Genomic DNA, 25,852 nt, shown 5'->3' with positions numbered 1-25,852 from the left:
TTTAATTTAATGAGAATGATGGAACTGCTTCAAACCATATTTTTTTACGCTGTCTTGACCAACCGTTTATAAATGGTTTTGAATCCCTGTAAAGAGTCTCAAACATTTCTTTGCGAATATCTCTGTGAAACTGCCATACCATTACATCTTCATTCAACGATTCTGAAGGATCGTTAAGTTCCCATAAACCCCAATCATCCCATGCAACACTTTCTAGCCAGCTTGCTAGGGCATAATTTGATTCAAAGACGAAGAAAGGACCTCCATCAATTGGGTATAGTAAAAACAATTCATAGTACCTGTTAAATTCCGTCATATATTCTGGAAGCTTGTCTTTTATAAATTCAACCGCTTCCTTAAGTGTTTCAACTTTCTCTAACACGTGTTCACTCATCCTGTTTCCTCCTAAGCCGCTAGGCGTTTAATTTCCAAGTAATCCAGCGATCGTTATGATCCCCATGAAAAACAGCAGCGTGAAGATGACAGGTCCGTTTGACTCGCGCTTTGCCATGACGACATTGCCCTCTATAACAAGGTCATCATTTTCACGCACCAGCATCGGCACAACGTTTTCTGGCACTTTAAGATGGACAGCAGCATCATCAATCGTCATCGCTTTGTTTTTACAGGCTTTGACGGCCTGAGAAAGCTCGATATGTTTTGGTAGACTCATTTTTGCTCCTCCTTCACCACATATCCATTTGTTAAAGCGCTCATTAAGTCATGCGGATCAACATCATTTAAAGGTGCGAATAATAGTTCCCACGGTGGTGTATCGCCTCTTTTTACTAACCAATGTTCAAATACAAACAATCTATTTAATCTAACGCCACGTTCCATCCCGTGTGATTCGTAATATTTCACGCCTGCTTCTACTGCTTTGGCTTGTTCTTTTGTTAGCTCGACTTTTGAAGAAGTAGTAATTGAAAGACTCATTATTTCCCCGCCTCCATTAGTAAAGATCGTTGTAAGTTTTTCAGTTCAATGGTGACATCGGCTAGTTGCTCTGTAGCTCTGTTTGCCTGTGTTTCGGCTTTTTTCCAATCGTTCAAAAACTGTTCGTTCTTTTTGTTTGAGATTCTCAATTCTTGCTTTAGGCGCTGTATTTCGTTGTATAGGTCCATTTCTGATTCAATAACAGGCACGTCTACTTTTTGCAGAAATTCAACGGCGAAGTGTCCTGAAAAACCTTCTAGGAAAACAGCAGGTGCGCTTGGATTAAATTCATCACCTTTACACTTCCATACTCTTCCCTCGTTCAGTTCCGCTTCCATGCATGAGTGCATGACGACTAGATCACCTTTTTTGAGTTTTTGACTCATACTCTTTCACCCTCCAATCGCTTTCTAAAAACATATTCATAATGCTTCTCAAGGTTTTTCAGGGCTTCTGATCCACCTCTGCGAAACTCAGATTTAGTTCTTTTAAATTGTTGTTTCTCCCAATCCAGTTCGCTTAAGAAAAACATTGAGAATGCGCGAAGTTGATAATTCTTTTTCTCTATTTCTTTTTTCAACCGTGTCACCTCGTCAAAGAGGTCAACGTTTATTTGATCTTTTGATAACATTGCAATTCCTCCCCCGCAGGGGATGAACCCCTGCTTATTTATTAAATTTAAATCCGTAGTCAAAACGTATTCGATCTAATTTGCCTTTAATGGTTTCGATTATCGTGTGTCCATGCTCTGGTGCTTCTGTTATATGAGCCGTGTTGTTAATACCGTCTAGGACAATCACTTGAATTTTCCCCGGTTCAACATCAGCTGTAAAAAGATCGTTTTTTTCTAATGTGATTCGTTGTGGTTCATTCACTTTGATCACTCCATGTGATATAATTAAGATTCATGGGCTTAACTACTCACATTTTTGTGAATTCTACCACTGAGACTCGACGGATTGATCTGTGCGCTGCCAACGCCAGTCTACACGTCTGAGTCTCTTTTTATATGGCTTGGGTGGATGCTGCTGCCTATAAGCTGCTAGTTCTTCCTCTGACATAACCCACGCTTTCACTGGACCTGCTTTGTATGGATTCACTACAGTTTCCAATATGCTCACCTCCTTTTATTCGTCACGCTGCGGAACGTTGAGATTATAGATTCTTTCGAGTTCTTCGTCTGATAAGCCCTCACAATAATCTCGCCCAACGTTCGTGAGGCTCAACCATTCGATCATTAAAGCTCTATCCTCTTTAGTCATTACTTGATGCCTCCCCTCTGTTTGAGGTGGCGCACAGCTGCTGTCTTGATCCGTTTTGGACAATCTTCATACCGCGCAATCACTTCCAATTGCCGTGCTGTCGCTTTCTCAAATGGCAACAGGATGCTTTTTCTTTTCATGCTGCTTGTCCTCCTTTCCGAATACTCCGCCTTTACGTGGTTCGATCTTTCCTAACTCTGCTTGGTCAATTATCAGCAACAGGATGTCATCGACTTTGCGTGCTAAACGATTTGCGATGTGTCTAATCGGTTCATGATCCTGCCACATCTCCCGAAAAGCTATGATGTCCCTCTCGCACCAGATGAAGTCGCTGGACGGGCAGGCGTAGTAAACGGGTTGATCTTCAAACAACTTGCGTAATTCTCGCTTCTTCGCCATCATGACGCTCTTTTTGATGTACATAGGCTCGTTTGCGCCGACACCGTTCGGACGCTCCTTGATCTTTCCTCTTTTCGAAAAATCAATCATCAGAATTAACACTTCTTCTTCTGGCCTGCGAAATAGCTCGGCCATTTCACTTAAAGACCTGCCTTCGTACCAGTAATCCAAAAACCGTTTAAGACCTACGATCGTCCATTCAAAATTCACATATTCTAAGATGATTCTAGTGACACTCATTTTGCGATTTCCTTTCTTCGCCCAACCTCTTTATGCACAATATGCATGGATGCTGCCAGATTCTTTTCCACGTGCCAGTAACGAGGGTTTAACCCATTCACTACTAGGATTTTTCTTTCTGTGCGTGTTGGTTTTCTGCCGCCTTTTTTCATATTCAGCGCGCCTCCTTATGTTTTTAATATTCGTTCAGACTTACTTCCAGCTGATCTATTAAACTATCAACCTTCTCAGATGTGATTTTGCTCATGTTTTACACTCCCTTAGAACGGCAATTCCTCGTCACGTTTATCAAAAGTATCCCTAAACAAAATGTATTTAGATCTTTTCGTCATGCGTGATACAAGTTTGGTATCGTACATTTGTTTTAGTTTGTCTCCTGTTAAATTGGATGTGTAAATCGTTGCTTTATCCTGTCTAGCTGATGTGACTGCATAAAGTATCTTGTGTATAAAGTTGGTAGCTTCACTCTTTGAATGTTCAGATCCCGTCTCAGCCCCTACATCATCAATCACAAGATAATCCACTTCACCTATAAGACCCGTTACATAACCTTGGGTGAATTTACTTTCTTTGTTGTGGAAAGAGTCTTGAATGGCAAAAGCAGCATCAGCAAGGTTTACAAATAAGCATGATTTCCCCATATCTTCTGGGTTTTCAGGGTCAGGCGGTACATTGAGTGCTTTAAGTGCTGCATAAGCTAGATGACTTTTCCCTACTCCGGGATGACCCTGCAGAAAGATATTAAACACTTTGCCTTGTTTTAAATATCCAACCAGATCCATCATGAGGCGTTTATTTGCCGTTTCCTCAGGCTCAGTTACTTTGTAATTATCAAACGTCGCATTCGCAATGGTCCTGTCTCGGAAGATGCTGCGCTTCTCCAGCATGTTGAAATTTTTTGTCCGCTGGCTAAACTCGATTTGAGTCTCCAATTCTTTTTGTATCTTCTTCTCATCTGCCTCCAGCTCACACCTTGGACAGATTACTTTGCCATTGAGAATCATCATACGAACAGGCTTGATGACATCCTCGTTCCCTCTTGTGTAAGTGTGTTTCTCACAAAAATCAGAATGGAATGTCATTCTTGCGTTTAAGGCCTCCGCCGCCACTGATTTGATGCTCTGCATGCTTTATCACCCCCGCACCTTCATTCAGGTATCCTTCAAACTTTGTTCCAAACAATGTCGTTGGCTGCAGATATTTATTCATTTTGTCGTCTTTAAGCCATTGATTAGTTTTTGTAAGGATCACTGTTTTAAAATCTTCAAACCTGAACCCGTCATTCCAGCGTGCTTTAATTAACCTTTGTGTAGCAGTAGAAGAATGTCTGAAAGACTTTCCTGTTACTTTGTTCAAAAGATCAACAATCAGTTTGAATGGAATTTCAGATTCTTGAGTTTTAAGGTCAACAGTCGGGTTTCCCGACAATATTTCTTTTTTTTCTTCTTCTTTTTCTTTTTCTTCTTCTTCTTGTTCACTTGTCGTCGGCGTATCGTGTAACGTATCGTCGGCGTATCGTTCAAATAAATCCCGGATGCTGGTGTTCTCGATTTTTGGATAAAGTACCCTCATAAGAGATTTATCTTTAACCTCTCTTAATTCTTTCGTGACACAGTCTAAGATTGGCTTTCCACCTTTATTCAAGTTGTATTTAGGCCAATTCTTTATTGCCATTTCCCTTGTGTCATTGTTATAAAGGATCAGTTTATGATGATTTACAAAACGATCCATCAAGCTGTTGACCGACTCAATGGAGTATCCTAAATCAAAAGCCATTTGCTTTTTGGTAATTGGGTATATTCCTATTTGAGTGGTGTTAGGATTGGTGATAAGGTACAGATAAAAATATCTATCTTCTGGTGTTAGTTCTTCTGTGACTTTGGGATCTTGCCAAAAAGTTGTATAGACATGGCGAAATTTTGCCACGAGTTACTCACCTCTTTTTTTGATTAAGCTTGTCCTTCAAAAAAAGGTGAAACAAAAAGTTTCAAGCCTCTTTTATCTCTTTAAGTTTTCCTTTTTTCACCACTGTGTAATATGGCGCTACTGCTTCAATAAAGAGTTTTTCTCGATCTTCTGTTCCAAAGAAAACCTCTCCCACGAACAGGTTGCTTTTTTTCTTTTTTTTCCTTTGAGCCATAAGATCACCTCGAAACATAATATGCAATGTGGACGAAGGGACTACCCTTCGAATTTTGCTTACTATAGGAAGCACTCAGTTTAAAAAAAATAAGCTGGTGGCAAATTTAGTTTTTCGCTTAATTTAACTAAAGAAGAGTGCGACGGGTTAGCTTTTCCTTTTTCTAACTTGCAAATATATGAACTAGAAAACCCTGTAACCAAGCCGAATTGACGTTGAGTTTCATTTCTTTCTGACCTTATTTTTTTGATTTTTTCTGCAAAAGAAACAGTTTCGCGGTCCATTGTTTTCACCTCCCGAACGCTTCCTTTAGGAAGCACAAGTAAAATATACCATCCTTCTACTTTTAGTGCAACCATAAATTTCATAAATGTTTCTTATAGGAATCTTAAACATGATATAATTAAAGTTGTTGTTACTAATCAGTGGCGTTAAATCGAGGTGACTTTATTTTATGGATAACAAGAAAAATGAGTTAATCGGAATAAACTTAAAAAGACTAAGACAAGAGCAAAAACCCAAACTATCTATTAGAAAGCTCGCTCAAGAAGTTGGTTTAAGTAACGGCTATTTATCAAAACTCGAAACGGGCAAAATCAAAAGTCCCTCTTTGGAGGCTTTGACCAAACTTGCAGATTTTTTCAATGTTGATCCCACTTACTTTGTGACTGATCCAAGTGACCTTGAAAAAATGGGTAAAGAAGCTGAGAAAGTAGTTTTCGCGAAAGAACTAACTCTTGAGAATATCAAAAATGCAAACATTATAGATGCAGAGGGCAAACAAATAACAGATGATGAACGTAATTTCATGTTAGATGCCCTTAAAAATTACAGAGCTTCTAAGGCTAAATTTTTAGAAGACGATTCACCTGAAGAGGATTGATTTTGATCTTCTTTTTTTGTTGCTTCTAAGATTTCCATTAATTCTTCATATTTTATAGCCATTTCTCTTCCCTCCAAGGAACATTTGTTCTGTTTATATTTTAATCCATATTAGAAATATTTAAAAGAATTTCCTGTTTTCGTTTTTTTTGAAAACAGGAAACTTCCCCAGAAAACACGAAAGACGATACCTGATTATGGTAGCGTCTTTTTAACATCTTATATTTACATTCCCGGTCTTACATCTTTTGTTTCATATATTGTTTCTGGGTTGTTAGTGATAAGTGAGTGAATTTCCGAAACAACTATTGTTGCTCCTAGTGTAACTGTTAAAACAATTACATTGAAACGTTTATTCATGTATAGCACCCCCTAACTCTTAGAGTGTATACCTAAATCCAATTCTATTCAATTCATTTTTTGGGAAACTTGCCCTGAAATAATCTTTGCTTTTTGAAAAATAATGATGTGATAATAGCAATTTTTCTGATGAAGATTCTTTTATTCCATCAAAAAGAAGCGCATATTTATGATATCTCTCATCTTTATAATATTTGCTTAAATCCCCATCTTGTTTTAATAACAAGGAGAATTCACTTACTGCAAATTCGTCATGAATACTTTTATTCCAGTACTTTTGAAGAAACGATATTTCTTCTTTATTTTCCAGAATTTCGGCCTGTCTATCAGGAAATTTCGAATAAAGTTCAATACATTTAAGATAATAAGAAATTGACTGTTCATAGGATTCTGGAAAATAAGAAAGACCTAAAATATGATAAGCAGTAATGTTGTGAGCCGTGCTGAAATTCCTATCCAAAATTCTGTTAGCGATTTTTCGTGATTGTATTAATTCTGTTTTTTGCTTCAAGTAAATATTGACTTGAATTTCATCTACCCTAGCACCGTATGCCATTTTTAGAAACGGATCATTAACCTGAAACAACAAGTCATTTATTTGATCAATCGTATAAATAGTTAAATCATAATGGCCGTTCAAATAATAATAATAGACTTGTAAGACCTTCACCATAATTTCAGTTTCCAAAAAGGTGTTTTTGAAATTTCTCAGGTTATCTAAAAAAGTATTACTTTCGAATATAAATCTTGACTCTAACATTAACGAATATAAAGAACATAATTCCTGAGTTTTTGAATTTCTTTTATTTTTGTACTCCTGTGCAAGAACACTTGTATAATCGTACAATTGCTTGGAATAACAATATTCTAAAGCAGCAGGAATATTTTTAGAACTAATGCCTTCTTTAAAATAATCCAAAATAAGTTCGATTTCGTTCTCTTTGTCAATGTGATTAATGATCTTATGAACAATCCAGAACGAGACATCCTTGCCATTTAAAAATTTACTTAAATAACTACTGCTTATACCCAGCTTTGCTGCAACTTGTTTTTGACTTTCTTTAGACATTTCAATTGAGTTTCTTAAATGTGTCCGTAAGTCTTTCGCGATTGTACTTGTCATATATGATCACCTTACCATTGTTAAATTTATCATGAAGTACAAAAAAATGTTGTCGGAAATTGTCGCAGAAGTATGAATTTTTGCTCTAATACATAAGTAATTACTTCTTTTAGTTCAATTATAATCCTTTTGTGTAACTTATTAACATATGACTTTTGGAGTTATTTTGTTTATTCGAGGAATTAATTTGTAAAAGGTATGCTTAGCATTCGAAATATGATTTCGAACAGTCTTTTCGCTAATAAAAAGCTCGCTTGCAATTTCTTTTGTAGTTTTATCTTGGACGAGCAATTCGAATACTTCTCTTTCTCTTTTGGTTAATAGCGGCTTGGATTGAAACTCTTTCTCCTTCAAGTATTGTAACCCTCCTTGCTAAGGTGAGAGCTCTAGTCTCTATAGAATGGGATTCTGTATAGTCGAGATATCATATGCCGGGTGCCTGAGGTAGGTGACGTTAAAATCAAGAAATCCCGCATATCAGCGTCCAATTTACTTCGCTTTCATCCACGCAAAAAAGGACGAGTCTCCTCAACGAGACATCGTCCTTTTTTGCGTGGTATTTAAAAGATTGAAATGGCGCCTGTTAACAATGCAATAAGTGTTGTAAAAAGGGCAGTTAACACGGTCCATAGCAGTGCATATTTTTGCAAATCACCAATATCTTTGTTCAGCATACTGACAAGCAGCAGTGTTGAAGCTACAAGCGGACTCAGTAAGTGGACAGGCTGCCCTATGATAGAAGCACGTGCAATTTCCACCGGATCAATCCCGTAAGCTGCGCCGGCTTCAGCCAAGATTGGCAGCACCCCGAAATAGTAAGCATCATTTGAAAGAACAAATGTAAATGGCATACTCGTCAAAGCAACAATCAGCGGGAAAAATGAGCTGTAGGAATCTGGAATCATGTAAATGACCAAATTGGCAATGGACTCGACCATTTTTGTTCCAGAAAAGATCCCTGTGAAAATCCCTGCTGCAAATACAAGTGTAATGACCGTTAATGCGTTTCCTGCATGAGATAAAATTCGCTCGCGCTGATCTTCAACCTTTGGATAGTTGATCATAAGAGCAATGACAAATCCAATTAAGAAGAGTACAGGAATTGGGATGATATCTAGGACTAGTGTGACCATCACGGCAACTGTAAGGAAGAAGTTAATCCAAATCAGATTCGGTCTCTTGATATCGGCTACTCCATCTTCAATTGACGCAGCCAATTCAGGAGAGATGGACACCTCTTCTTTGTGCTGAATTTCTGCAATTCCAATCCGTTTTCTTTCTTTTTTCCCAAGTACATAAGCAGTAAAAAGTATAAAAAGACCGCCTCCAACCATCGTTGGGAGTAATGGAATGAAAAATTCGCCTGCATCTAATCCAAGCGCCGCGATTGCACGAGTAGCTGGACCGCCCCATGGTGTCATTCCGCTCATAATTCCTAATGATAATAATGAAATTGTTCCTAAAATTAATGGGTTCATCCCAATTCTTAAGAAAAGTGGCAGCATAGCTGATACGGTAATCATGTACGTTGTTGTTCCGTCACCATCTAATGCAACAAGCATAGACAAAATCGCTACCCCAAAAGCAATTTTGACAGGATCACCTTTTACAATACGTAGAATGAGTTTAATCAGAGGATCAAACAATCCAGCATCCAGCATGACACCGAAGAATAAAATCGCAAATAACAATAAAGCAGCTGATGGTGCAACAGTTTTCAGTCCATCAAGCATCATGTCCCCTAACCCTTTGTTAAAGCCGCCGATCAATGCAAATATGATAGGTACAACGGTTAGAGCCACCACCGGATGCATACGTTTTGTCATAATGAGAAATGTAAATGTCAAGACCATCAAGATCCCTAAAATAGCTAGCACTTTATATCCCTCCATCCTCTTCTTTACATGATCTGCAAGCGCCCCCTTGCACTTGCGATCTATATGTTAGCGCTTTCTATTTCAAGGATATAATAGCTTTTTTTATAATGAAAATATTGATTTTTTCGTCTATTCAATAAATTTCTTTTATAATCAACCTTGCTGATTTCTTAAAAACTCAATGAACGCTTTCACAACAGACAAATGAAGTGAGTCTGGCTGGTACATGAGCCATGTATCTCTTAAAACAGGCTGTCCATCTTTATACGAAAGACCTTTTACAAATAACTCATCACTTGGTCTGAGGCAAATTTCTGGGACAATGGCATAGCCTAAACCATGCTTCACCATCTCTTTTGATGTATCCTGACGGTCTGTTTCCATCGTCACAAGCGGAGGCATTGTGAATGTTTCCTGCCACCATCTGTTAATCAGCCGTTTTAATGAACTGTCTGTATGATAGTCAATGAGCGGCAGATTCGGGAGATCCTTTAGCTGAATTTCTGATTTTGAAATGATGCAAAGACGCTCTTTATCGAGCAAAAAACGCTCTCCATTCCAGTCATAATCGCCTCTTAAAATCCCTAAATGCACACTTGATGTTCCTAATAAATCCATTACCTTTGTGCTCCAGCCTGTGTTGACCATGAATTGAACATGTGGATACTGCTTAGAAAATTCTTTTAATATTTCTGGCAGTTTATACTGGGCAAAGTTACTTGAGACCCCCAATCGGATCGTTCCTTTGACCTTTTTTTGCATATTGAGCATGCCATCTTTCGTTTGCTGCAGCTGTTTGAGCATGTCATTTGCATATTTAGCCAAGTATTCGCCCTCTGATGTAAATTCAATTCCTCGTTTTCTTTTAAAGAAAAGCTTCATATCAAACTCCTCTTCAAGCTGTTTCAATCGATAGCTTAAGGCAGGCTGAGAGACAAATAATTTTTCTGCCGCTTTTGTAATGTTCTTTTCTTCATAAAGTACCTTTAAAAACCGCCAATCTTTTTCATCCATTGTTTGCCCTCCTTTTTTACTAATTATAAAATATTTTTATCGATTTCTCTCAAAATAATGTATTTAACTTATTTCTTATTATACTTTACCATTTTGGTTAGATAAACAGTTAATTAAAAATTGAGGGTGAGAGTAATGAGAAAAGTTCCAATCACAATCATGCGAGGCGGTACAAGTAAAGGGGTATTCATTCACGCTGACAATGCACCATATGAACACGATGAGCTCGAAGCATTTCTATTAGACATTATGGGCAGCCCTGACCGGCTGCAGGTCGATGGAATCGGCGGCGGTAATTCTTTAACAAGCAAAGTGGCCATTATCGATAAAGCCACACGCCCGGATGTGGATGTGAACTATACATTTGCACAAGTCAGCATTAATGAGAGATTTGTCGACTTTAAAGGAAACTGCGGGAACATCTCATCAGCCGTTGGGCCGTATGCAATCATTAAAGGACTTGTTCAAGCGGTTGAGCCCATTACGACTGTACGTATCCTCAATACCAATACAAATAAAGTCATTACGGCAGAGGTCGAAGTCGAAAATGGAGAAGTAAAATTTGAAGGACAGGCAGAAATTCCAGGAGTAAAAGGAACTGGTTCTCCCATTTATTTATCCTTTGAGAAACCTGAAGGCGCTGTCACAGGTAAAACCTTTCCGACTGGAAATAAAATTGATACGATTCAAACAAAGTTTGGGGAGATTCTAATCTCGATCGTTGACATTGCAAATCCAATTGCCTTTATTCGTGCCAAAGATATTCAATTAAAAGGAACTGAATTGCCTGAAGAGTTTACAGACGAATTACTGGATGATTTAGAAGAAATTCGTTCTCTCGCTGCTGAAATGTGTCACTTTGCACCAAAAGAAATGGCCACATTACAGTCTCCAGCTGTTCCAAAGCTTGCGCTCATTAGCGAGCCTGCTGATTATGTAGATACAAATGGAATCTTGAGACGAGCAGCAGATATGGACATCATCGTTCGTATGCTATCGATGCAACGACCGCACCAAGCACTTGCCATTACCGGCTCTGTCTGCGTGACAGCCAGCTGTTTCTTAGATGAAACGCTTCCTTCTCAGCTGTTTCAAGGACAAGATGACACCCTTCGTATTGGGCATCCTGCTGGTATTATGCAAACGGAAATTGACATCTCTCAAAACAGAGTCAAAGTCATTCGAACTGCAAGAGAAATTCTAGATGGAGTTGTCTTCACAAAACAAGACTATGTGATTCAGCCTCATATTAAAAGAGAAGCTTAAAGCAGACGAGAACATCGTCTGCTTTTTTTAATGCTGAAGCGGTGCATCTATATCTCCGGCAGAATGAGCTTTTATCTGCCCTTTCTCATCTTTTAGCTGGAGATGACCGTAGCGGTTGACTCCGCAGCAAATGCCCTCTTCCCATGTTTGTTTTTCTCGGTCTAACGAAATCCGCAGCGGTTTATGAAGACGATATAATCGTTTGTTGTAGAGGGCAGTGAGTGCTTCAAACCCTTCATTCTTCCAGCGTGTATGATATTTTTCAAAAGCCGTGGCAAGTTCCTTCACAAGCTGATCGGCTTTTACCTCTGTAAGTTCTGATAGGCAAATGGTTTTGTACGGAACATGCTCCGGCTTTGTCTTCACATTGATGCCAACCCCAATATAAATGGCGTTACGGTCCGCTTCAATCAATGTGCCTGATATTTTTGCCTCATTAATAAGAATATCATTTGGCCATTTAATCGCCAGCTGATCCTCAGCCCTCATGAGAGGTTTGAGTACATCGTAGATCGCTAGTGCCGTCAGCGGAGCAATCGTTGACTGGGTGGAGAGTTCTTCTGGCGGCAAAACCGTCATGGTCAAAGCGACATTCCCTGCAGGCGTTTCCCACGGTCTGCCTAGCCTGCCTCTTCCTGCTGTCTGCTGATGTGCATAGACAGCAAATGAGGGCTTCTCTCCTTTTTGCATAAGCCTTTTTGCTTCATTATTTGTACTATCAATGGTGTCATATTGAAAAATCTTCATGTGTTCTCCTTTTGTTTCTTCTTGATATGATCCTTTTATTATAACAAAATGAAGCTTACACGATGATGAGGGCTCTATGTTACTTATTTCGTTGAGCTTGAAATGTCTCTTTTTCTTCCTCTGTAAATGGAACAGAAGCGCCTGTTTCTTTATTAATTTGCACCATCGTGACTGAACCTGTAAAGCATGGTTCCTGCTGTTCGTTTTCTCCTAAATAATGAAGGATGAGTGAGCTTGATCCGACTTTTTCTGGCTTTACATACACACGAAGTCTCTCTCCAATCTCCACCTGTTTGATGTAATCACATTGCAGGTTTGCCACGACTGTAATCGTCTCTTTCACACGTTTCATTCGTTTATCCACAATTCCTGTTTTTTGAAAAAAGGCAATCCGTGCTTCTTCAAAATATACAAAAGGGGTGACATTGTTCATATGGCCAAACATATCCGTTTCTGAAAAACGGACAGTCGTTTCGACATAAAATCGAAAGGATGCTCTCCATTCTTCAAATGGTTCTTCAATATATGACGGAAGTCTCACTTCATCATCTCCTTATTCATCAATAAACGCCTCTCCCATATTGGAAGAGGCGTTTATTTTGTGTTCCATCCAGCCTCTTGTAACACTCATCATGATTGGCAAAGAGGACTGAATGTGATGTTATTCTGCGTGATCGCTCCCGAAGAAGTTACGAAAAGCTTGTAATGTTGTATCTCGGTTAAGTGCTGCAATTGACGTTGTCAGCGGGATTCCTTTCGGACAAGCCTGCACACAGTTTTGAGAGTTCCCGCAGTTCGCAAGACCGCCGTCACCCATAATTTCTTCTAGACGGTCAGACTTATTCATCGCACCTGTCGGATGTGCGTTAAATAAACGTACTTGCGAAAGCGGTGCAGGGCCCATAAAGGAAGACTTATCATTCACGTTTGGACAAGCTTCAAGGCAGACACCACATGTCATACATTTAGAAAGCTCATACGCCCATTGACGTTTTTTCTCAGGCATTCTTGGTCCAGGTCCAAGATCATATGTGCCATCGATCGGCACCCATGCTTTAACTTTTTTCAAGGAGTTGAACATACGGCTTCTATCAACCTGCAAGTCTCTCACGACCGGGAATGTCTTCATCGGCTGGAGACGGATCGGCTGATCTAACTGATCAATTAGTGCTGTACATGACTGGCGCGGTTTTCCATTAATGACCATAGAACAAGCTCCGCACACCTCTTCAAGACAGTTCATATCCCAGTTGATCGCCGTTGTTTTTTCACCTTGTTTATTGACCGGGTTACGTCTAATTTCCATGAGTGCGGAAATGACGTTCATATTCGGACGGTAAGGGATTTCGAATTCCTCATCATAAGACTTTCCATCTGCTGTATCTTGACGTGTGATTATGAAATGAATTGTGTTTTTTTCACTCATCTTATTTCTCCACCTTTTTCTTCGAGTAATCTCGTTTACGAGGTGCAATTAACGATACATCGACGTCCTCATAGTGGAATGCAGGCTTTTGATTTTTCCCTTTGAACGTAGCCATCGTTGTTTTAAGGAATTCTTCATCGTTTCTCTCTGGGAATTCCGGTTTATAGTGTGCGCCTCGGCTTTCATTCCGGTTATATGCCCCGATCGTAATGACTCTTGCCAGCTGAAGCATGTTGTCAAGCTGACGCGTGAAGGCAGCGCCTTGGTTGCTCCATGATGCGGTATCATTGATGTTGATCTTCTTGTAGCGCTCCATTAGTTCTTCGATCTTCTGATCTGTTTTTAAGAGTTTGTCATTGTAACGAACCACTGTGACATTATCCGTCATCCATTCTCCAAGCTCTTTATGAAGCACGTATGCATTTTCTGTACCATCCATGCTGAGGATGTTGTCCCATTTCTCCTGCTCTTTCTTCACAGCGCTGTCAAATGTTGCAGAAGAAAGGTCTTCCGCAGATTTCTCAAGACCGCTAATGTACTTCACCGCATTTGGTCCAGCGACCATTCCGCCGTAAATCGCAGAAAGAAGTGAGTTTGCACCAAGTCTGTTTCCGCCGTGCATTGAGTAATCACATTCTCCGGCAGCGAACAGACCTTTGATATTCGTCATTTGATCATAGTCGACCCATAATCCGCCCATTGAGTAATGAACAGCTGGGAAGATTTTCATCGGCAGCTTACGCGGGTCATCACCCATGAATTTTTCATAGATTTCAATGATTCCGCCAAGCTTAATATCAAGCTCTTTTGGATCTTTGTGAGAAAGATCGAGATATACCATGTTCTCTCCGTTGATGCCAAGCTTTTGCTCGACACATACGTCAAAGATTTCACGCGTTGCGATGTCACGCGGTACAAGGTTCCCGTATGCTGGGTATTTTTCTTCAAGGAAGTACCAAGGCTTTCCGTCTTTATATGTCCAAACACGTCCGCCTTCACCACGAGCTGATTCACTCATAAGACGAAGCTTGTCATCTCCTGGGATCGCTGTTGGGTGAATTTGAATGAATTCTCCATTTGCATAGTGTGCACCTTGCTGATAGACGATGGATGCAGCAGATCCAGTGTTAATCATGGAGTTCGTTGATTTACCGAACACGATTCCAGGACCGCCTGTTGCCATGATGACCGCATCTGAACGGAAGGATTCAATTTCCATTGTCGTCAAGTTCTGTGCGACAATCCCGCGGCACACTTCCTCGTCATCTAAAACAGCGCCAAGGAATTCCCAGCCTTCATATTTCGTGACAAGTCCTGCTACTTCATAGCGGCGAACCTGCTCATCCAGTGCATATAATAGCTGCTGGCCTGTTGTAGCTCCAGCAAACGCTGTACGGTGGTGCTGTGTTCCCCCGAAGCGGCGGAAGTCCAATAATCCCTCTGGTGTTCTATTAAACATAACACCCATACGATCAAGTAAGTGGATAATGGACGGCGCTGCTTCACACATTGCCTTTACTGGCGGCTGGTTGGCTAAGAAATCTCCGCCGTATACCGTGTCATCAAAATGCTCATAAGGTGAATCCCCTTCACCTTTTGTATTGACCGCTCCGTTGATTCCGCCCTGTGCACATACAGAATGCGAACGTTTCACAGGTACGATTGAAAATAGTTGAACAGCTGTTCCCGCTTCTGCTGCTTTAATAGTTGCCATGAGACCAGCTAAGCCGCCTCCGACAACGATGATGCTAGAATTACTCATTGTAGCCCCTCTCCCTCTTCTACTAATCTATTTCCTCTTAAACAAAAGCGAAAATTGCTCTTAGCCCTACATATGAAAGCGCTATAAATATACCTAATGTCACATATGTGGAGATTCGTTGTGAGCGTGGTGAAACGGTAATTCCCCAGCTGACAGCAAATGACCACAAGCCATTAGCAAAGTGGAAAATAGTAGATAAAACGCCGACAATATAGAAGCCTAGCATAAATGGAGAGCTTAAAATATTCGCCATCATGTCATAGTTGACTTCAGCTCCAAGCTGAGCTTGAATTCGAGTTTCCCATACGTGCCAAGTGACAAAAATCAATGTGATAATACCTGAAATCCTTTGCAGTCTGAACAGCCAGTTTCTTAAGTAACTGAAGCGAGACGTGTTGTTTTGTGCCGTAAAGGCTATGTACACCCCATAAACAGCATGATAGATCAGTGGTAAGAAAATCACGAACAGCTCAAGTGCATATCTGAAAGGAAGCTGTTCCATAAAGTGTGCAGCTTTGTTAAACGCCTCTGGTCCATTTGTCGCAAAGTGGTTAACCACTAAGTGCTGTATTAAAAATAGACCGACCGGAATGACGCCAAGCAAAGAATGCAATCTCCGATAAAAAAATTCTTTGTTCCCCGACATTACTTTACCCCCTAGTAAAAAAAGTGCAATTGCTTGAAAATTGTCTTACCCCCGCTTCTTTCAATTGTAAGCACTTTATTCAAATTTATTGACAATTTCATTTTACTCCTATGTCAAAAAAGCGTCAAGAAACCGCGTACATAAATTAAAATTTTCCGAAATTTAAAAGTTTTAAATCAAAATTCGTTTTACTACAATAAGAATTTCTTAGACTTCAGGGAAAACTCTGTCATCATATGCCCACATAAGCTATAATAAATTGTTGAAAGAGGGGAGCCGTACAATGAATAAATTCGAATCTAACTTAGAACAGCTAAAAGAAATTGAAGTCAATGGATTTGCCTACGAGCTGATACGCGAAGTTCTGCTGCCAGATATTCTTGGTCAGGACCATTCATCTATGATGTATTTTGCGGGTAAACTGCTTGCTCGTAAATTTCCTCAAGAGTCATGGGAGAAGATCCCCGAATTTTTCCATGATGCCGGATGGGGGACTCTCACGATGGTCCATTCGAAAAAACAGGAAATTGAGTTTGAGCTCGAAGGTCCACTAGTATCCAATCGACTCACCTATCAAAAGGAGCCATGCTTTCAGATGGAAGCGGGTTTTATTGCTGAACAAATTCAGCTTCTAAATGAGCACGTGGCTGAATCCTACGAACAAGTGAAAAAGCGTGCTGAGAAAGTCATTTTAACCGTTAAATGGGATTTAAGAGACCCTAGCTAATACTCTTGATAAAAGGCGCGGACTTCAGGTCACGCCTTTTTTAATGTCTACATCTATCATAGCATACTTAATGAATGGGTTTACGCACGTTTCAGCCGATTCCATATAGAAAAAAGAGGTGACCCTCTTTCATGAGATCACCTCTTTACCTTTTTAAGAATGAGCAGCGGCGCTCACCTTTGATAAATCAAACGCATCATGCAGCGCTTCAACCGCTTTGACCATATCATCACGGCCGACCACTGTTGAGACTTTGATTTCAGACGTACTGACCATTTTCACTTGAATGTCTTTTTGCGCTAACACAGCAAACATTTCAGCTGCTACGCCTGGATTTGAGACCATTCCAGATCCCACGATGGATACTTTCGCTAATTTGCTTTCTGTCTCAATCTGCTCGTAGCCAAGCGCTCCTTTATATTCTTCTAATACTTCAACTGTTTTGGACAAATCATCCGTTTTGACAGAGAAAGAGATGGAAGTCTGGTTAGTGCTTGTGACGGACTGAATGATGATATCGACATTGATATTCTGTTTCGCAAGCGTCGTAAAGATGGTCGATAATGTTGTAAGTCCGCTTGAAAGCCCGCACACGGTCACACGCGTAATCTGATCTTCAAATGCGATGCCTCTGACAACTAAATTTTGTTCCATGGATGATTCCTCCTCAATTAACGTACCCGATTCATTTTCAATACTAGAACGGACTTCTAGCGGGACTTGATAATTTTTCGCAAATTCAACAGCTCTTGGATGCAGGACCCCAGCTCCTAAATTAGCCAGCTCAAGCATCTCATCGTATGAAATACCTGCAAGTTTCCGCGCAGATGATACATAACGCGGATCTGTTGTAAACACTCCTGGTACATCTGTGTAAATATCACATTTATCAGCTTTTAGTGCGGCAGCCAGTGCCACAGCAGTCGTATCTGATCCACCGCGGCCAAGTGTTGTGATATGTAAGTCATCTGCAATTCCTTGGAAGCCTGCCACAACAACGACTTTCCCCGCACTTAATTCCTCTTTTATTCTTGATTCATCAATGTCCACAATTCTTGCATTTCCGTGTACGTGCTCTGTTTTCATACCAGCCTGCCAGCCTGTAAAGGAAATGGCATCATAGCCTCTTGCTTGGAGCGCCATCGATAATAATGAAATGGTCACCTGCTCACCAGTTGCGAGCAGCATATCCATTTCTCTTTTGCTTGGATCGTCTGTGAGTTCTTTCGCTAGGTCTACTAGAACATCCGTTGATTTGCCCATCGCTGAGACAACCACAACCACATCATGTCCTGCCTCGCGTTCAGCGATCACTCTATCTGCGGCATTGCGAATTTTTTCTGTCGATCCAACGGAAGTTCCGCCAAATTTTTGTACAATTAGTCCCATGTCTACCACCCTTTTTCAAAAGTTCACGTGTGAGAGAAGAGGCTGCTTTGGAGACCGCCCGCTCACTGCAAATAAAAAAGCAATGAGAGAACAAATCTCCCATTGCTTTAAAATCATCATTAAACGATGCAAACAATGAGATAGCCCTCCAAGAAATGAATTCTTGACAGCTCTACATTTCTTCAATGTACAGCCAGCGAATAAAATGAGTGGATTTTATTCACTTCGGCGACGCTCCCCTTTCAGCCCTCTTCTTAGATCCCATCGATCTCTGAAGGCTTACTCTTGAAGTTCGCACCTCTATCTTCAACAAACAACACGTTCATTTATTAAATTAGTCACATCTTAACAGACTTTTGGAAAAAGTACAATCTATTTTTTTAATGCTTCCATTAAAAGTTCAGCCGTTTGTTTCGGAATGCCAGCCTCCTGAAAGTCTTGGAGAGAGGCTTCTTTCATCTTTTTCACAGAGCCAAAATGTTTGAGGAGCTGCTTTTTACGCTTTTCTCCGATACCTGGTACATCGTCTAAAATAGACTGGAATGCATTTTTTCCGCGCAGCTGCCGGTGAAAGCTAATGGCGAACCGGTGCACTTCATCTTGAATGCGCTGTAATAAGTAAAAGGCCTGGCTATTCCGCTCCAGCGCAACAATTTCAAGTGTATCTCCCATCATGAGATTCGATGTCCGGTGTTTTTCATCTTTTACAAGACCTGCGACAGGAACTGATAGATTCAATTCATTTTCAAGAACATCGATGGCTGCGTTGATCTGTCCTTTTCCTCCGTCAATTAAAATTAAATCTGGCAGCGGCAGTTCATCCTTTAACACGCGGGTATATCGTCTTCTAATGACTTCACGCATGGATGCATAATCATCTGGCCCTGAGACGGTTTTAATTTTGTATTTTCGGTATTCCTTTTTATAGGGCTTCCCGTCCTGAAAGACGACCATGGCAGAAACCGGGTCTGCTCCTTGAATATTTGAGTTATCAAATGCCTCGATTCTGTATGGCATATAAATATTAAGCGCATCCCCGAGCTGCTTCACCGCTCCAATTGTCCGCTCTTCATCACGCTCAATGAGCGAAAACTTTTCTTTTAAGGCGATTTTGGCATTTTGATGGGCAAGTAAAAGTAAATCCTTTTTCTTTCCTTTTTTCGGCTGGTGAACGTTCGTCTCAAGCAATTGCTCAATCATCTCTTGATCCACACTATCAGGCACCAAAATTTCCTTCGGCAGAAAATGGTTGTTCTTTTCATAAAATTGCCCCATAAACGTGAGGAACTCTTCCTCAGGGTCCTGATACATAGGGAACAGGCTGACATCACGTTCAATTAATTTCCCCTGTCTGATGAAGAAGACTTGGACACACATCCAGCCTTTATCATAGGCATAGGCAAAGACATCTCGATCTGATAAATCACTCATCGTCATTTTCTGTTTTTCCATCGTTGAGTCGATATAAGCGATTTGGTCTCTCAGTTCTTTTGCCCGTTCAAACTCTAAATTTTCAGCAGCTTCCTGCATCTTTTCGGTGAGTTCTTTTTTGATTTGCTGATGTCCTCCGTTTAGAAACCTTGTGATTTCGTCCACAAGCTGCTTATTCGTTTCCTCGGAAATGTCATACACACATGGCGCAAGACATTGTCCAAGATGATAATAAAGACAGACGCGGTCAGGAAGAGTGGCACATTTTCTCAGTGGATATAAGCGGTCGAGCAGCTTTTTCGTTTCTCTTGCTGCTTGTACGTTTGGGTATGGACCGAAATATTTTCCTTTGTCCTTTTTTACATTGCGGGTGACGATCAGCTTAGGATGGCGTTCATTCGTAATTTTTATAAAAGGATACGTCTTGTCATCCTTGAGCATGACATTGTATTTTGGGTCATATTTTTTGATTAAATTCAGCTCTAAAATGAGCGCCTCGATATTAGACGAGGTGACAATGTATTCAAAGTCTTCAATTTCACTGACAAGCCGCTGCGTTTTAGCGTCATGTGATCCAGTGAAATAAGAGCGCACCCTGTTTTTTAAAACCTTTGCCTTTCCCACATAAATGATCGTATTTTGTCTATCTTTCATTAAGTAACAGCCTGGTTGATCCGGCAGGACTGACAGCTTTTCTTTGATTAGTTTGTTCATCTTTTCATCCGTCCTTGTTTTCCTCTTTCACTCCTTCTAGTGTATCACGAACATTTGTTTTATACCATGTTGAAAGAAAAGCGGCTCTCGTCTTTACGAGAACCGCTTCAATGATTATGCCGCTTGAGCATAGATCGGTTTATAGATGTTTGTTGACAAGCTCAGCAAGTGCTTCTTTTGGTTTGAAACCAACAGAAGTTTCTACAACTTCACCGTCTTTTAAAACAAGAAGTGTTGGGATACTCATAACGCCGTATTTACCAGCAGTTTCTTGGTTATCGTCTACATCAATTTTTACAATTTTCATTTTGTCGCCCATTTCTTGATCAAGTTCTTCAAGAACTGGAGCAATCATTTTACAAGGTCCACACCATGGTGCCCAAAAGTCTGCAAGAACAACACCTTCTGCAGTTTCTTGTGAAAATGTTGCGTCAGTAGCTTTTACGATTGCCATTATTCATTCCTCCAATGTAAATTATGCTTTTTAGTATAGCATCTACCAATGTGACTTGCGAATGAAATGCTTACGAATCATTTTTTAGGAAATGAATTAAAAAACAAACCGTATAATCGCACCAATAACAACAATCGCACCGATGATCATTAGAATGGTTCTAAGCATATGACATGACACCCTTTCCGCTTCATTTACAATGTATGATGCCCCAACATTCTTCTCATCAAACATCGAAATATGCAATTAAGCGAGGTCGACAGTTATCATGACCACTGACATTGGCGGCAGCTCTACCGTTAATTCGCCGGACTTTACAGTCATTTGCTGAAAGTCTTTTGGCTGAACAGAATGAGGATCATCGAATGTATTATGCGCATTCATGCGATCAGCCGTCAGCACACGTCCAGTGACTTTCGTTTGTTCATCAATCCCTTCAATGGCAAGGGATATCTCTCTTTGTTCATGCGGATTCAGATGACAGTAGCTAATATGCATCTTACCTGATGAACGCGAGGCTGACACACTGACCTGAGGAATTTTTTCACCTCTTCGTTCATACGGCGGTGAAACAAACTCCACTTCAAGCGCTTCTTCCTCTTGATGCACTTGAAACATGTGAAATACATGATACGTAGGCGTCAGAAGCATCTTTTCGTCCTTTGTTAATACCATCGCTTGCAACACATTGACCGTCTGAGCAATATTTGCCATATGAATCCGCTCGCAATGGCGATGAAAAATATGAAAATGGAGGGCAGACACAAGGGCGTCTCTTAGTGTGTTTTGCTGATATAAAAACCCAGGATTGGTCCCTGGCTCTGGATCATACCACGTCCCCCATTCATCTATAATCATCCCGATTCGCTTGTCTGGGTCATAACGATCCATGATTTCTCCATGGTCTTCGACAAGCCGTTCCATCTCATAGGCCTTTTTCAGCGTGATAAACCATTCATCCTCATCGAATTCAGTCGCTGATCCTTTCTTCTCCCATGTACCAGGTACGGTGTAATAATGTAAACTGAGCCCATCCATCCACGGTGCAGCCCGCTCCATCAATACTTTCGTCCAATTCACGTCATTAGAGTTCGCGCCGCAGGCGATTTTGTAAATACGCTGCCCTGCAAACTCTCTTACGTACGTTTGATAGCGTTTATATAAATCTGCATAGTATTCAGGCGTCATATTCCCGCCGCAGCCCCAGCTTTCATTGCCTACACCAACATAGGTCAGCTTCCAAGGTTCTTGTTTTCCATTTTGAATGCGCCAGTCTGACATAGGTGTCCCATTTGGAAATGTCATGTATTCGACCCAATCGGCTAATTCTTGAACAGACCCGCTTCCCACATTGCCGCAAATGTAAGGTTCACATTCAAGCAGCTCACACAATGCCATAAATTCATGCGTACCAAATGAATTGGATTCAACCGTACCACCCCAATGGGTGTTTACCATTGGCTTTCGTTCACTCAGATCACCTACACCATTTGCCCAGTGATACTCGTCTGCGAAACAGCCCCCCGGCCACCTCAGCACCGGAATATGTAATGCTTGAAGGGCCTTTAGCACATCGGTACGAATCCCTTCAATATGATCAATCTCAGAGTCTTTCCCTACCCAAATCCCATCATAAATCCCTCTTCCTAAATGCTCCTGAAAGTGCCCATAAATGTGTTTAGAAATGCGTCCAATCACGTCATTGACTTTTACTGTCCCCTTCACTTGTCAACCGCTCCTTTTCTTCTTGATCACATACAAAAAAACCCAGAATACCTAGGCATTCTGAGTGTATGAGCGTTACGAGTGGATATTCATCTTTTTTAACTCTTCATTCAAAAGCGGTACCACTTCAAACAAGTCACCGACGATTCCGTAATCGGCGATTTTGAAGATTTCCGCTTCTGGGTCCTTGTTGATTGCCACAATGACTTTACTGTTAGACATTCCCGCTAAATGCTGAATCGCTCCTGATATCCCGCATGCAATATAAAGATCAGGTGTGACGACTTTTCCCGTTTGACCAATTTGCAGGGCATAATCACAATAGTCTGCGTCGCAGGCGCCGCGCGAGGCTCCGACTGCTGCCCCCAGCGTCTCAGCGAGTTCATTCAGCGGTTCAAAACCTTCCTTGCTCTTAACCCCGCGCCCTCCAGCAACAATGACCTTTGCTTCAGATAAATCTACACCTTCTGACGTTTTTTTAATGACTTCCTTTACGATCGTCCGGAGGTTCTGAATATCGACAGAAACCGGTGTGACTTCTCCGCCTCGTGACGCATCACGCTCAAGTGGTGCCACGTTGTTTGGCCGGATGGTTGCTAGAAGCAGACGGTCTGTCGAAATGACTTTTTCAAAGGCTTTTCCAGAGTAAATTGGTCTAGTGAAAACAAGATGTTCGCCGGTAACGCTTACATCGATCGCATCTGAGATCAAGCCGGTCTGGAGACGTGCGGCTATTTTCGGCGACAGGTCTTTACCGATAGACGTATGGCCAAAGAGCACAGCATCCGGATCAACTTGATCTAATATGGCTTGAAGCGCCTGCGAAAAACCATCTGACGTATAATATGAAAGGTGTGGATGCTCCACAATCATCACATGATCCGCTCCATAGTAAAGCAGTTCATCCGCTAGGCCTTTGACATCATCCCCTATTAACACGCCAATGACCTCACCGCCATCTGCCACTTTGTGAGCGGCAGCAATGGCTTCAAATGTCACATTTCTTAACTTACCGTCACGACTTTCTCCAAGTACAACAACTTTTTTACTCATCTTCAAGCTCCCCCTTGTTCTCATGATATCGTAAAGTGGATGTTTAGATAACTTTTGCTTCATTTCTGAGTAGATCTGTCAGTTCTTTGACTTGATCCTGAAGCTCGCCGCTCAGCACCTTGCCACCCTCTTTTTTCTCCGGTAAGAAACGTTCAATTGTTTTGATTTTATATGGTACATCGTCTTCATCTAAATCTAAATCATCAAGTTCCAATTCTTCTAAAGGCTTTTTCTTTGCCTTCATAATGCCTGGTAATGATGGATAGCGAGGCTCATTGAGTCCTTGCTGAGCTGTGACGACAAGCGGGAGTTCGACAGAAATGACTTCCACATCACCCTCTGCATCTCGTTCAATCGACGCAGAGCCGCCGTCAATTTGAATACTAGTTATCGTTGTCACATATGAAAAGCCAAGTAATTCAGCAAGACGCGGGGCTACCTGTCCAGAGCCGCCGTCAATTGCTACATTCCCTGCTAAGATCAAGGAAGCCTCTTTGTCTTTTAAATAGTGATAAAGAATGGTAGAAGCTGAATATTGGTCCCACTCTTCTAAGTCATCTTCGACGTTTAATAAGACAGCTTGGTCACAGCCCATAGCAAGCGCTGTTCTCAGCTGTTTCTCTGCATCCTCACCGCCAACTGTCACAACGGTCACTTCTCCCCCGTGCTCATCGCGAAGCTGAATGGCTTCTTCAATGGCATACTCGTCATAAGGATTAATAATGAACTCTGCTCCATCTTCTTGAATGGCACCAGACTGAATAGAAATTTTCTCTTCCGTGTCAAACGTACGCTTCATCAAAACAAATATATTCATTTATTTCTCCCCCTTGTGTCGTACTTATCCCTTATTCCCCTTTAAAGTTCGGTTTGCGCTTTTCGATAAAGGCCTGGATGCCTTCTTTGGCGTCATTTGATTGGAAAACCTCACCAAACTTTTTGGCTTCCAGTTTCATTCCGCCGTCATATGAATACAATTTTGTTGCATTCAATAAATCAAGCACATATTCAAGTGATTTTGGGCTTTTCGCTGCAAATTTCCCCGCAAGTGTTTTAGCCGCTTCGAGCGCTTCTTCCTCTGTTTCTGCCAGCTTTGTAACAAGGCCGCTCGCAAATGCTTCTTCACCTGTAATCGGTTCAGCTGTTCCCATCATTTCAAGCGCTTTAGCAGAACCAACGTAGCGCGGTAGGCGCTGCGTGCCGCCGAATCCTGGAATAATGCCAAGATTTAGTTCTGGCAGTCCAAGCTTTGCATCTTTTGTTGCGATTCGGATATCACAAGACATGGCAAGCTCAAGGCCTCCGCCTAATGCTGCTCCGTGAATCGAGGCAATGACTGGCTTTGGACACTGTTCAATCCGTTCAAAGACTTGCTGTCCTCTATCTGCGAGGCTTGCATAATCAGACTCTTCCTGTAAAGTCGTAAATTCTTTAATATCAGCACCTGCTGAGAAGAATCTGCCTTCCCCGTGGATCACAATAGCTCTTATTTCTTCATTCTGTTCGAGCTCATCGAACATGTCATTAAGCTCAGTGAGCAGCTGAGAGGATAAGGCATTTGCAGGCGGGTTCTGAATCGTGATGAGAGCTGTCTGTCCTTCATGATGTAAGCTGAGTATTTTTTCCATGTCAATCATCCTTTTTCACATTGTCTTTAGGATTGATGTATTCCGTTTAACAGCAGATCATGTACATTTTCTGCAAGTGCAGGCAGATCATACTTTTGATCATTCATGACCCATGTTGTTGCGGTTTCATCAATCGTCCCAAATACCATTTGTCTCGCTAAGCGGACATCTAAATTTTGTCTGAATTCTCCTGTTTTCTTTCCTTCTGTTAAAATCGACTCGAGCATATTTAAATACCCTTTTAGCACCTCATTGATTTTTTGCCGCAGCTCAAGGTTTGACTGCCTGAGTTCAAGCTGTGTCACAAGAGCCAAATGATGATTTTGCGCCAGCATGCGAAAGTGCTCCTCAATCAACAGTAGAAGCTTTTCTTTTGCAGACGGCTTCTTTTGAATATCTGTCTCCATCCGTTCGATGAATTGTCCCATTTTTTCTTTGAACAATGAGATGAGAATATCCTCTTTGTTTTTGAAATAAAGATAAATGGTTCCGTCTGCCACCCCTGCTTGTTTCGCAATCTTTGAAACTTGTGATTGATGATAGCCGTTCTCCGCAATCACCACAACTGCTGCATCAATAATTTGCATGTACTTCGGTCTTTTCTGCTTCAATGTGCTTCGTCCCTTTCTAAATTGAATGAGCATTCATTCA

The 25,852-nt window shown here is 41.1% G+C and carries 35 protein-coding genes and 1 riboswitch; of the genes, 3 read left to right on the top strand and 32 right to left on the bottom strand.

Going from position 1 to position 25,852, the window contains the following annotated elements:
* Position 1: 1 nt before the first annotated feature.
* The 14 genes from NSS92_RS01385 to NSS92_RS01320 all read right to left on the bottom strand — a co-directional run bounded on the left by NSS92_RS01385 (position 2) and on the right by NSS92_RS01320 (position 5,261).
* Positions 2 to 394 carry a hypothetical protein gene (locus NSS92_RS01385; RefSeq protein ID WP_267527892.1) on the bottom strand — a complete coding sequence of 131 codons (393 nt, stop codon included), beginning with the start codon at positions 392 to 394 and terminating at the stop codon, positions 2 to 4.
* Positions 395 to 421: 27 nt separating this feature from the next.
* A complete protein-coding gene (locus tag NSS92_RS01380; protein ID WP_335371150.1) occupies positions 422 to 673 on the bottom strand; it encodes a hypothetical protein in 252 nt (83 codons plus the stop codon).
* Positions 670 to 936: a hypothetical protein gene (locus NSS92_RS01375; protein WP_335371151.1), complete on the bottom strand. Its 267-nt coding sequence runs from the start codon at positions 934 to 936 to the stop codon at positions 670 to 672. The genes NSS92_RS01380 and NSS92_RS01375 overlap by 4 nt, the downstream gene beginning before the upstream one ends.
* The gene (locus tag NSS92_RS01370; protein ID WP_335371152.1) at positions 936 to 1,322 is read right to left on the bottom strand and encodes a hypothetical protein; all 387 of its coding nucleotides are present in this window, start codon (positions 1,320 to 1,322) and stop codon (positions 936 to 938) included. Before NSS92_RS01370 ends, NSS92_RS01375 begins: the two co-directional genes overlap by 1 nt.
* On the bottom strand, positions 1,319 to 1,567 hold the full coding sequence (locus tag NSS92_RS01365) for a hypothetical protein (RefSeq protein ID WP_335371153.1): 249 nt from the start codon (positions 1,565 to 1,567) through the stop codon (positions 1,319 to 1,321). The genes NSS92_RS01370 and NSS92_RS01365 overlap by 4 nt, the downstream gene beginning before the upstream one ends.
* A 34-nt stretch (positions 1,568 to 1,601) precedes the next feature.
* On the bottom strand, positions 1,602 to 1,811 hold the full coding sequence (locus NSS92_RS01360) for an XtrA/YqaO family protein (RefSeq protein WP_017358222.1): 210 nt from the start codon (positions 1,809 to 1,811) through the stop codon (positions 1,602 to 1,604).
* A gap of 63 nt (positions 1,812 to 1,874) precedes the next feature.
* On the bottom strand, positions 1,875 to 2,048 hold the full coding sequence (locus NSS92_RS01355; RefSeq protein WP_335371154.1) for a hypothetical protein: 174 nt from the start codon (positions 2,046 to 2,048) through the stop codon (positions 1,875 to 1,877).
* A 15-nt stretch (positions 2,049 to 2,063) separates the two neighbouring features.
* The gene (locus NSS92_RS01350) at positions 2,064 to 2,198 is read right to left on the bottom strand and encodes a BH0509 family protein (protein WP_117590493.1); all 135 of its coding nucleotides are present in this window, start codon (positions 2,196 to 2,198) and stop codon (positions 2,064 to 2,066) included.
* A 108-nt stretch (positions 2,199 to 2,306) separates the two neighbouring features.
* Positions 2,307 to 2,837, bottom strand: coding sequence for a hypothetical protein (locus NSS92_RS01345; RefSeq protein ID WP_335371155.1), 531 nt, complete (start codon positions 2,835 to 2,837; stop codon positions 2,307 to 2,309).
* On the bottom strand, positions 2,834 to 2,989 hold the full coding sequence (locus NSS92_RS01340; protein ID WP_164071250.1) for a DUF6906 family protein: 156 nt from the start codon (positions 2,987 to 2,989) through the stop codon (positions 2,834 to 2,836). The genes NSS92_RS01345 and NSS92_RS01340 overlap by 4 nt, the downstream gene beginning before the upstream one ends.
* A 108-nt stretch (positions 2,990 to 3,097) precedes the next feature.
* Positions 3,098 to 3,964: an ATP-binding protein gene (locus NSS92_RS01335; protein WP_335371156.1), complete on the bottom strand. Its 867-nt coding sequence runs from the start codon at positions 3,962 to 3,964 to the stop codon at positions 3,098 to 3,100.
* A complete protein-coding gene (locus NSS92_RS01330) occupies positions 3,903 to 4,763 on the bottom strand; it encodes a conserved phage C-terminal domain-containing protein (protein ID WP_335371157.1) in 861 nt (286 codons plus the stop codon). The genes NSS92_RS01335 and NSS92_RS01330 overlap by 62 nt, the downstream gene beginning before the upstream one ends.
* A gap of 61 nt (positions 4,764 to 4,824) precedes the next feature.
* Positions 4,825 to 4,977, bottom strand: coding sequence for a hypothetical protein (locus NSS92_RS01325; protein ID WP_323648318.1), 153 nt, complete (start codon positions 4,975 to 4,977; stop codon positions 4,825 to 4,827).
* Positions 4,978 to 5,057: 80 nt separating this feature from the next.
* Positions 5,058 to 5,261: a helix-turn-helix domain-containing protein gene (locus tag NSS92_RS01320; protein ID WP_135226595.1), complete on the bottom strand. Its 204-nt coding sequence runs from the start codon at positions 5,259 to 5,261 to the stop codon at positions 5,058 to 5,060.
* 170 nt (positions 5,262 to 5,431) lie between these two features.
* Here NSS92_RS01320 and NSS92_RS01315 point away from each other — a divergent pair, with 170 nt between their 5' ends.
* Positions 5,432 to 5,860, top strand: coding sequence for a helix-turn-helix domain-containing protein (locus NSS92_RS01315; RefSeq protein WP_268381860.1), 429 nt, complete (start codon positions 5,432 to 5,434; stop codon positions 5,858 to 5,860).
* Positions 5,861 to 6,084: 224 nt separating this feature from the next.
* Here NSS92_RS01315 and NSS92_RS01310 read toward each other — a convergent pair whose 3' ends face one another.
* From NSS92_RS01310 to NSS92_RS01290, 5 genes are all read right to left on the bottom strand, one after another.
* On the bottom strand, positions 6,085 to 6,219 hold the full coding sequence (locus NSS92_RS01310; RefSeq protein WP_268381859.1) for a hypothetical protein: 135 nt from the start codon (positions 6,217 to 6,219) through the stop codon (positions 6,085 to 6,087).
* 19 nt (positions 6,220 to 6,238) lie between these two features.
* Complete coding sequence (locus NSS92_RS01305; protein ID WP_335371158.1) at positions 6,239 to 7,342, bottom strand: AimR family lysis-lysogeny pheromone receptor; 1,104 nt, start codon at positions 7,340 to 7,342, stop codon at positions 6,239 to 6,241.
* Positions 7,343 to 7,483: 141 nt separating this feature from the next.
* Positions 7,484 to 7,696, bottom strand: coding sequence for a helix-turn-helix domain-containing protein (locus NSS92_RS01300; RefSeq protein WP_073206862.1), 213 nt, complete (start codon positions 7,694 to 7,696; stop codon positions 7,484 to 7,486).
* A gap of 206 nt (positions 7,697 to 7,902) precedes the next feature.
* Positions 7,903 to 9,219: a CitMHS family transporter gene (locus NSS92_RS01295; protein WP_267587173.1), complete on the bottom strand. Its 1,317-nt coding sequence runs from the start codon at positions 9,217 to 9,219 to the stop codon at positions 7,903 to 7,905.
* 153 nt (positions 9,220 to 9,372) lie between these two features.
* A complete protein-coding gene (locus NSS92_RS01290; RefSeq protein ID WP_024423208.1) occupies positions 9,373 to 10,233 on the bottom strand; it encodes a LysR family transcriptional regulator in 861 nt (286 codons plus the stop codon).
* 135 nt (positions 10,234 to 10,368) lie between these two features.
* On the opposite strand from NSS92_RS01290, the gene NSS92_RS01285 reads away from it, so the two are divergent.
* Complete coding sequence (locus tag NSS92_RS01285) at positions 10,369 to 11,499, top strand: 2-methylaconitate cis-trans isomerase PrpF family protein (protein WP_340866783.1); 1,131 nt, start codon at positions 10,369 to 10,371, stop codon at positions 11,497 to 11,499.
* Positions 11,500 to 11,526: 27 nt separating this feature from the next.
* Here the strand turns inward: NSS92_RS01285 and NSS92_RS01280 are convergent, their stop codons facing one another.
* The 5 genes from NSS92_RS01280 to NSS92_RS01260 form a co-directional block, all read right to left on the bottom strand.
* Positions 11,527 to 12,246: a biotin--[acetyl-CoA-carboxylase] ligase gene (locus NSS92_RS01280; protein ID WP_340866782.1), complete on the bottom strand. Its 720-nt coding sequence runs from the start codon at positions 12,244 to 12,246 to the stop codon at positions 11,527 to 11,529.
* A gap of 79 nt (positions 12,247 to 12,325) precedes the next feature.
* Positions 12,326 to 12,787, bottom strand: a complete 462-nt coding sequence (locus tag NSS92_RS01275) for an acyl-CoA thioesterase (RefSeq protein WP_044335316.1) — start codon at positions 12,785 to 12,787, stop codon at positions 12,326 to 12,328.
* A 120-nt stretch (positions 12,788 to 12,907) separates the two neighbouring features.
* Positions 12,908 to 13,672, bottom strand: coding sequence for a succinate dehydrogenase iron-sulfur subunit (gene sdhB / locus NSS92_RS01270; RefSeq protein WP_024427169.1), 765 nt, complete (start codon positions 13,670 to 13,672; stop codon positions 12,908 to 12,910).
* A 1-nt stretch (position 13,673) separates the two neighbouring features.
* Complete coding sequence (sdhA, locus tag NSS92_RS01265; protein ID WP_048239041.1) at positions 13,674 to 15,434, bottom strand: succinate dehydrogenase flavoprotein subunit; 1,761 nt, start codon at positions 15,432 to 15,434, stop codon at positions 13,674 to 13,676.
* Positions 15,435 to 15,471: 37 nt separating this feature from the next.
* Positions 15,472 to 16,080 carry a succinate dehydrogenase cytochrome b558 subunit gene (locus NSS92_RS01260; RefSeq protein WP_058015127.1) on the bottom strand — a complete coding sequence of 203 codons (609 nt, stop codon included), beginning with the start codon at positions 16,078 to 16,080 and terminating at the stop codon, positions 15,472 to 15,474.
* Between the two features lie 283 nt (positions 16,081 to 16,363).
* Here NSS92_RS01260 and NSS92_RS01255 point away from each other — a divergent pair, with 283 nt between their 5' ends.
* Positions 16,364 to 16,807, top strand: coding sequence for a YslB family protein (locus tag NSS92_RS01255; protein ID WP_024423214.1), 444 nt, complete (start codon positions 16,364 to 16,366; stop codon positions 16,805 to 16,807).
* A gap of 153 nt (positions 16,808 to 16,960) precedes the next feature.
* Here NSS92_RS01255 and NSS92_RS01250 read toward each other — a convergent pair whose 3' ends face one another.
* The 8 genes from NSS92_RS01250 to NSS92_RS01215 all read right to left on the bottom strand — a co-directional run bounded on the left by NSS92_RS01250 (position 16,961) and on the right by NSS92_RS01215 (position 25,812).
* Entirely contained in the window at positions 16,961 to 18,196 is a 1,236-nt protein-coding gene (locus NSS92_RS01250) for an aspartate kinase (protein ID WP_340866781.1), read from the bottom strand.
* A gap of 133 nt (positions 18,197 to 18,329) precedes the next feature.
* Positions 18,330 to 18,507, bottom strand: a riboswitch (Lysine riboswitch).
* 61 nt (positions 18,508 to 18,568) lie between these two features.
* On the bottom strand, positions 18,569 to 20,341 hold the full coding sequence (gene uvrC / locus NSS92_RS01245; RefSeq protein ID WP_041115055.1) for an excinuclease ABC subunit UvrC: 1,773 nt from the start codon (positions 20,339 to 20,341) through the stop codon (positions 18,569 to 18,571).
* Between the two features lie 139 nt (positions 20,342 to 20,480).
* Positions 20,481 to 20,795 carry a thioredoxin gene (gene trxA, locus NSS92_RS01240; protein WP_007501629.1) on the bottom strand — a complete coding sequence of 105 codons (315 nt, stop codon included), beginning with the start codon at positions 20,793 to 20,795 and terminating at the stop codon, positions 20,481 to 20,483.
* 246 nt (positions 20,796 to 21,041) lie between these two features.
* Positions 21,042 to 22,520 (bottom strand): alpha-N-arabinofuranosidase, encoded by a 1,479-nt coding sequence (locus tag NSS92_RS01235; RefSeq protein ID WP_340866780.1) that lies wholly within the window; start codon positions 22,518 to 22,520, stop codon positions 21,042 to 21,044.
* 75 nt (positions 22,521 to 22,595) lie between these two features.
* Entirely contained in the window at positions 22,596 to 23,573 is a 978-nt protein-coding gene (locus NSS92_RS01230; protein WP_340866779.1) for an electron transfer flavoprotein subunit alpha/FixB family protein, read from the bottom strand.
* Positions 23,574 to 23,616: 43 nt separating this feature from the next.
* Positions 23,617 to 24,390 carry an electron transfer flavoprotein subunit beta/FixA family protein gene (locus NSS92_RS01225; RefSeq protein ID WP_340866778.1) on the bottom strand — a complete coding sequence of 258 codons (774 nt, stop codon included), beginning with the start codon at positions 24,388 to 24,390 and terminating at the stop codon, positions 23,617 to 23,619.
* 31 nt (positions 24,391 to 24,421) lie between these two features.
* Entirely contained in the window at positions 24,422 to 25,201 is a 780-nt protein-coding gene (locus tag NSS92_RS01220) for an enoyl-CoA hydratase (RefSeq protein ID WP_340866777.1), read from the bottom strand.
* 26 nt (positions 25,202 to 25,227) lie between these two features.
* Entirely contained in the window at positions 25,228 to 25,812 is a 585-nt protein-coding gene (locus tag NSS92_RS01215; RefSeq protein WP_024423221.1) for a TetR/AcrR family transcriptional regulator, read from the bottom strand.
* Between the last annotated feature and the right edge of the window lie 40 nt (positions 25,813 to 25,852).

It is taken from the genome of Bacillus sp. FSL M8-0166 (assembly GCF_038008825.1).
GTDB classification, from domain to species: Bacteria; Bacillota; Bacilli; order Bacillales; family Bacillaceae; genus Bacillus; species Bacillus safensis.
The sequence above is the reverse complement of the archived record's forward strand: the minus strand, read 5'-3'. Positions and strand labels throughout refer to the sequence as shown.

Bases quoted from the DNA above. Each gene is read 5' to 3' on its own strand.
- NSS92_RS01385 (WP_267527892.1), bottom strand. From the start codon at position 394: ATGAGTGAACACGTGTTAGAGAAAGTTGAAACACTTAAGGAAGCGGTT.
- NSS92_RS01380 (WP_335371150.1), bottom strand. From the start codon at position 673: ATGAGTCTACCAAAACATATCGAGCTTTCTCAGGCCGTCAAAGCCTGT.
- NSS92_RS01375 (WP_335371151.1), bottom strand. From the start codon at position 936: ATGAGTCTTTCAATTACTACTTCTTCAAAAGTCGAGCTAACAAAAGAA.
- NSS92_RS01370 (WP_335371152.1), bottom strand. From the start codon at position 1,322: ATGAGTCAAAAACTCAAAAAAGGTGATCTAGTCGTCATGCACTCATGC.
- NSS92_RS01365 (WP_335371153.1), bottom strand. From the start codon at position 1,567: ATGTTATCAAAAGATCAAATAAACGTTGACCTCTTTGACGAGGTGACA.
- NSS92_RS01350 (WP_117590493.1), bottom strand. From the start codon at position 2,198: ATGACTAAAGAGGATAGAGCTTTAATGATCGAATGGTTGAGCCTCACG.
- NSS92_RS01345 (WP_335371155.1), bottom strand. From the start codon at position 2,837: ATGAGTGTCACTAGAATCATCTTAGAATATGTGAATTTTGAATGGACG.
- NSS92_RS01340 (WP_164071250.1), bottom strand. From the start codon at position 2,989: ATGAAAAAAGGCGGCAGAAAACCAACACGCACAGAAAGAAAAATCCTA.
- NSS92_RS01335 (WP_335371156.1), bottom strand. From the start codon at position 3,964: ATGCAGAGCATCAAATCAGTGGCGGCGGAGGCCTTAAACGCAAGAATG.
- NSS92_RS01325 (WP_323648318.1), bottom strand. From the start codon at position 4,977: ATGGCTCAAAGGAAAAAAAAGAAAAAAAGCAACCTGTTCGTGGGAGAG.
- NSS92_RS01320 (WP_135226595.1), bottom strand. From the start codon at position 5,261: ATGGACCGCGAAACTGTTTCTTTTGCAGAAAAAATCAAAAAAATAAGG.
- NSS92_RS01315 (WP_268381860.1), top strand. From the start codon at position 5,432: ATGGATAACAAGAAAAATGAGTTAATCGGAATAAACTTAAAAAGACTA.
- NSS92_RS01310 (WP_268381859.1), bottom strand. From the start codon at position 6,219: ATGAATAAACGTTTCAATGTAATTGTTTTAACAGTTACACTAGGAGCA.
- NSS92_RS01305 (WP_335371158.1), bottom strand. From the start codon at position 7,342: ATGACAAGTACAATCGCGAAAGACTTACGGACACATTTAAGAAACTCA.
- NSS92_RS01290 (WP_024423208.1), bottom strand. From the start codon at position 10,233: ATGGATGAAAAAGATTGGCGGTTTTTAAAGGTACTTTATGAAGAAAAG.
- NSS92_RS01285 (WP_340866783.1), top strand. From the start codon at position 10,369: ATGAGAAAAGTTCCAATCACAATCATGCGAGGCGGTACAAGTAAAGGG.
- NSS92_RS01280 (WP_340866782.1), bottom strand. From the start codon at position 12,246: ATGAAGATTTTTCAATATGACACCATTGATAGTACAAATAATGAAGCA.
- sdhB (WP_024427169.1), bottom strand. From the start codon at position 13,672: ATGAGTGAAAAAAACACAATTCATTTCATAATCACACGTCAAGATACA.
- sdhA (WP_048239041.1), bottom strand. From the start codon at position 15,434: ATGAGTAATTCTAGCATCATCGTTGTCGGAGGCGGCTTAGCTGGTCTC.
- NSS92_RS01260 (WP_058015127.1), bottom strand. From the start codon at position 16,080: ATGTCGGGGAACAAAGAATTTTTTTATCGGAGATTGCATTCTTTGCTT.
- NSS92_RS01255 (WP_024423214.1), top strand. From the start codon at position 16,364: ATGAATAAATTCGAATCTAACTTAGAACAGCTAAAAGAAATTGAAGTC.
- NSS92_RS01250 (WP_340866781.1), bottom strand. From the start codon at position 18,196: ATGGGACTAATTGTACAAAAATTTGGCGGAACTTCCGTTGGATCGACA.
- uvrC (WP_041115055.1), bottom strand. From the start codon at position 20,341: ATGAACAAACTAATCAAAGAAAAGCTGTCAGTCCTGCCGGATCAACCA.
- trxA (WP_007501629.1), bottom strand. From the start codon at position 20,795: ATGGCAATCGTAAAAGCTACTGACGCAACATTTTCACAAGAAACTGCA.
- NSS92_RS01230 (WP_340866779.1), bottom strand. From the start codon at position 23,573: ATGAGTAAAAAAGTTGTTGTACTTGGAGAAAGTCGTGACGGTAAGTTA.
- NSS92_RS01225 (WP_340866778.1), bottom strand. From the start codon at position 24,390: ATGAATATATTTGTTTTGATGAAGCGTACGTTTGACACGGAAGAGAAA.
- NSS92_RS01220 (WP_340866777.1), bottom strand. From the start codon at position 25,201: ATGGAAAAAATACTCAGCTTACATCATGAAGGACAGACAGCTCTCATC.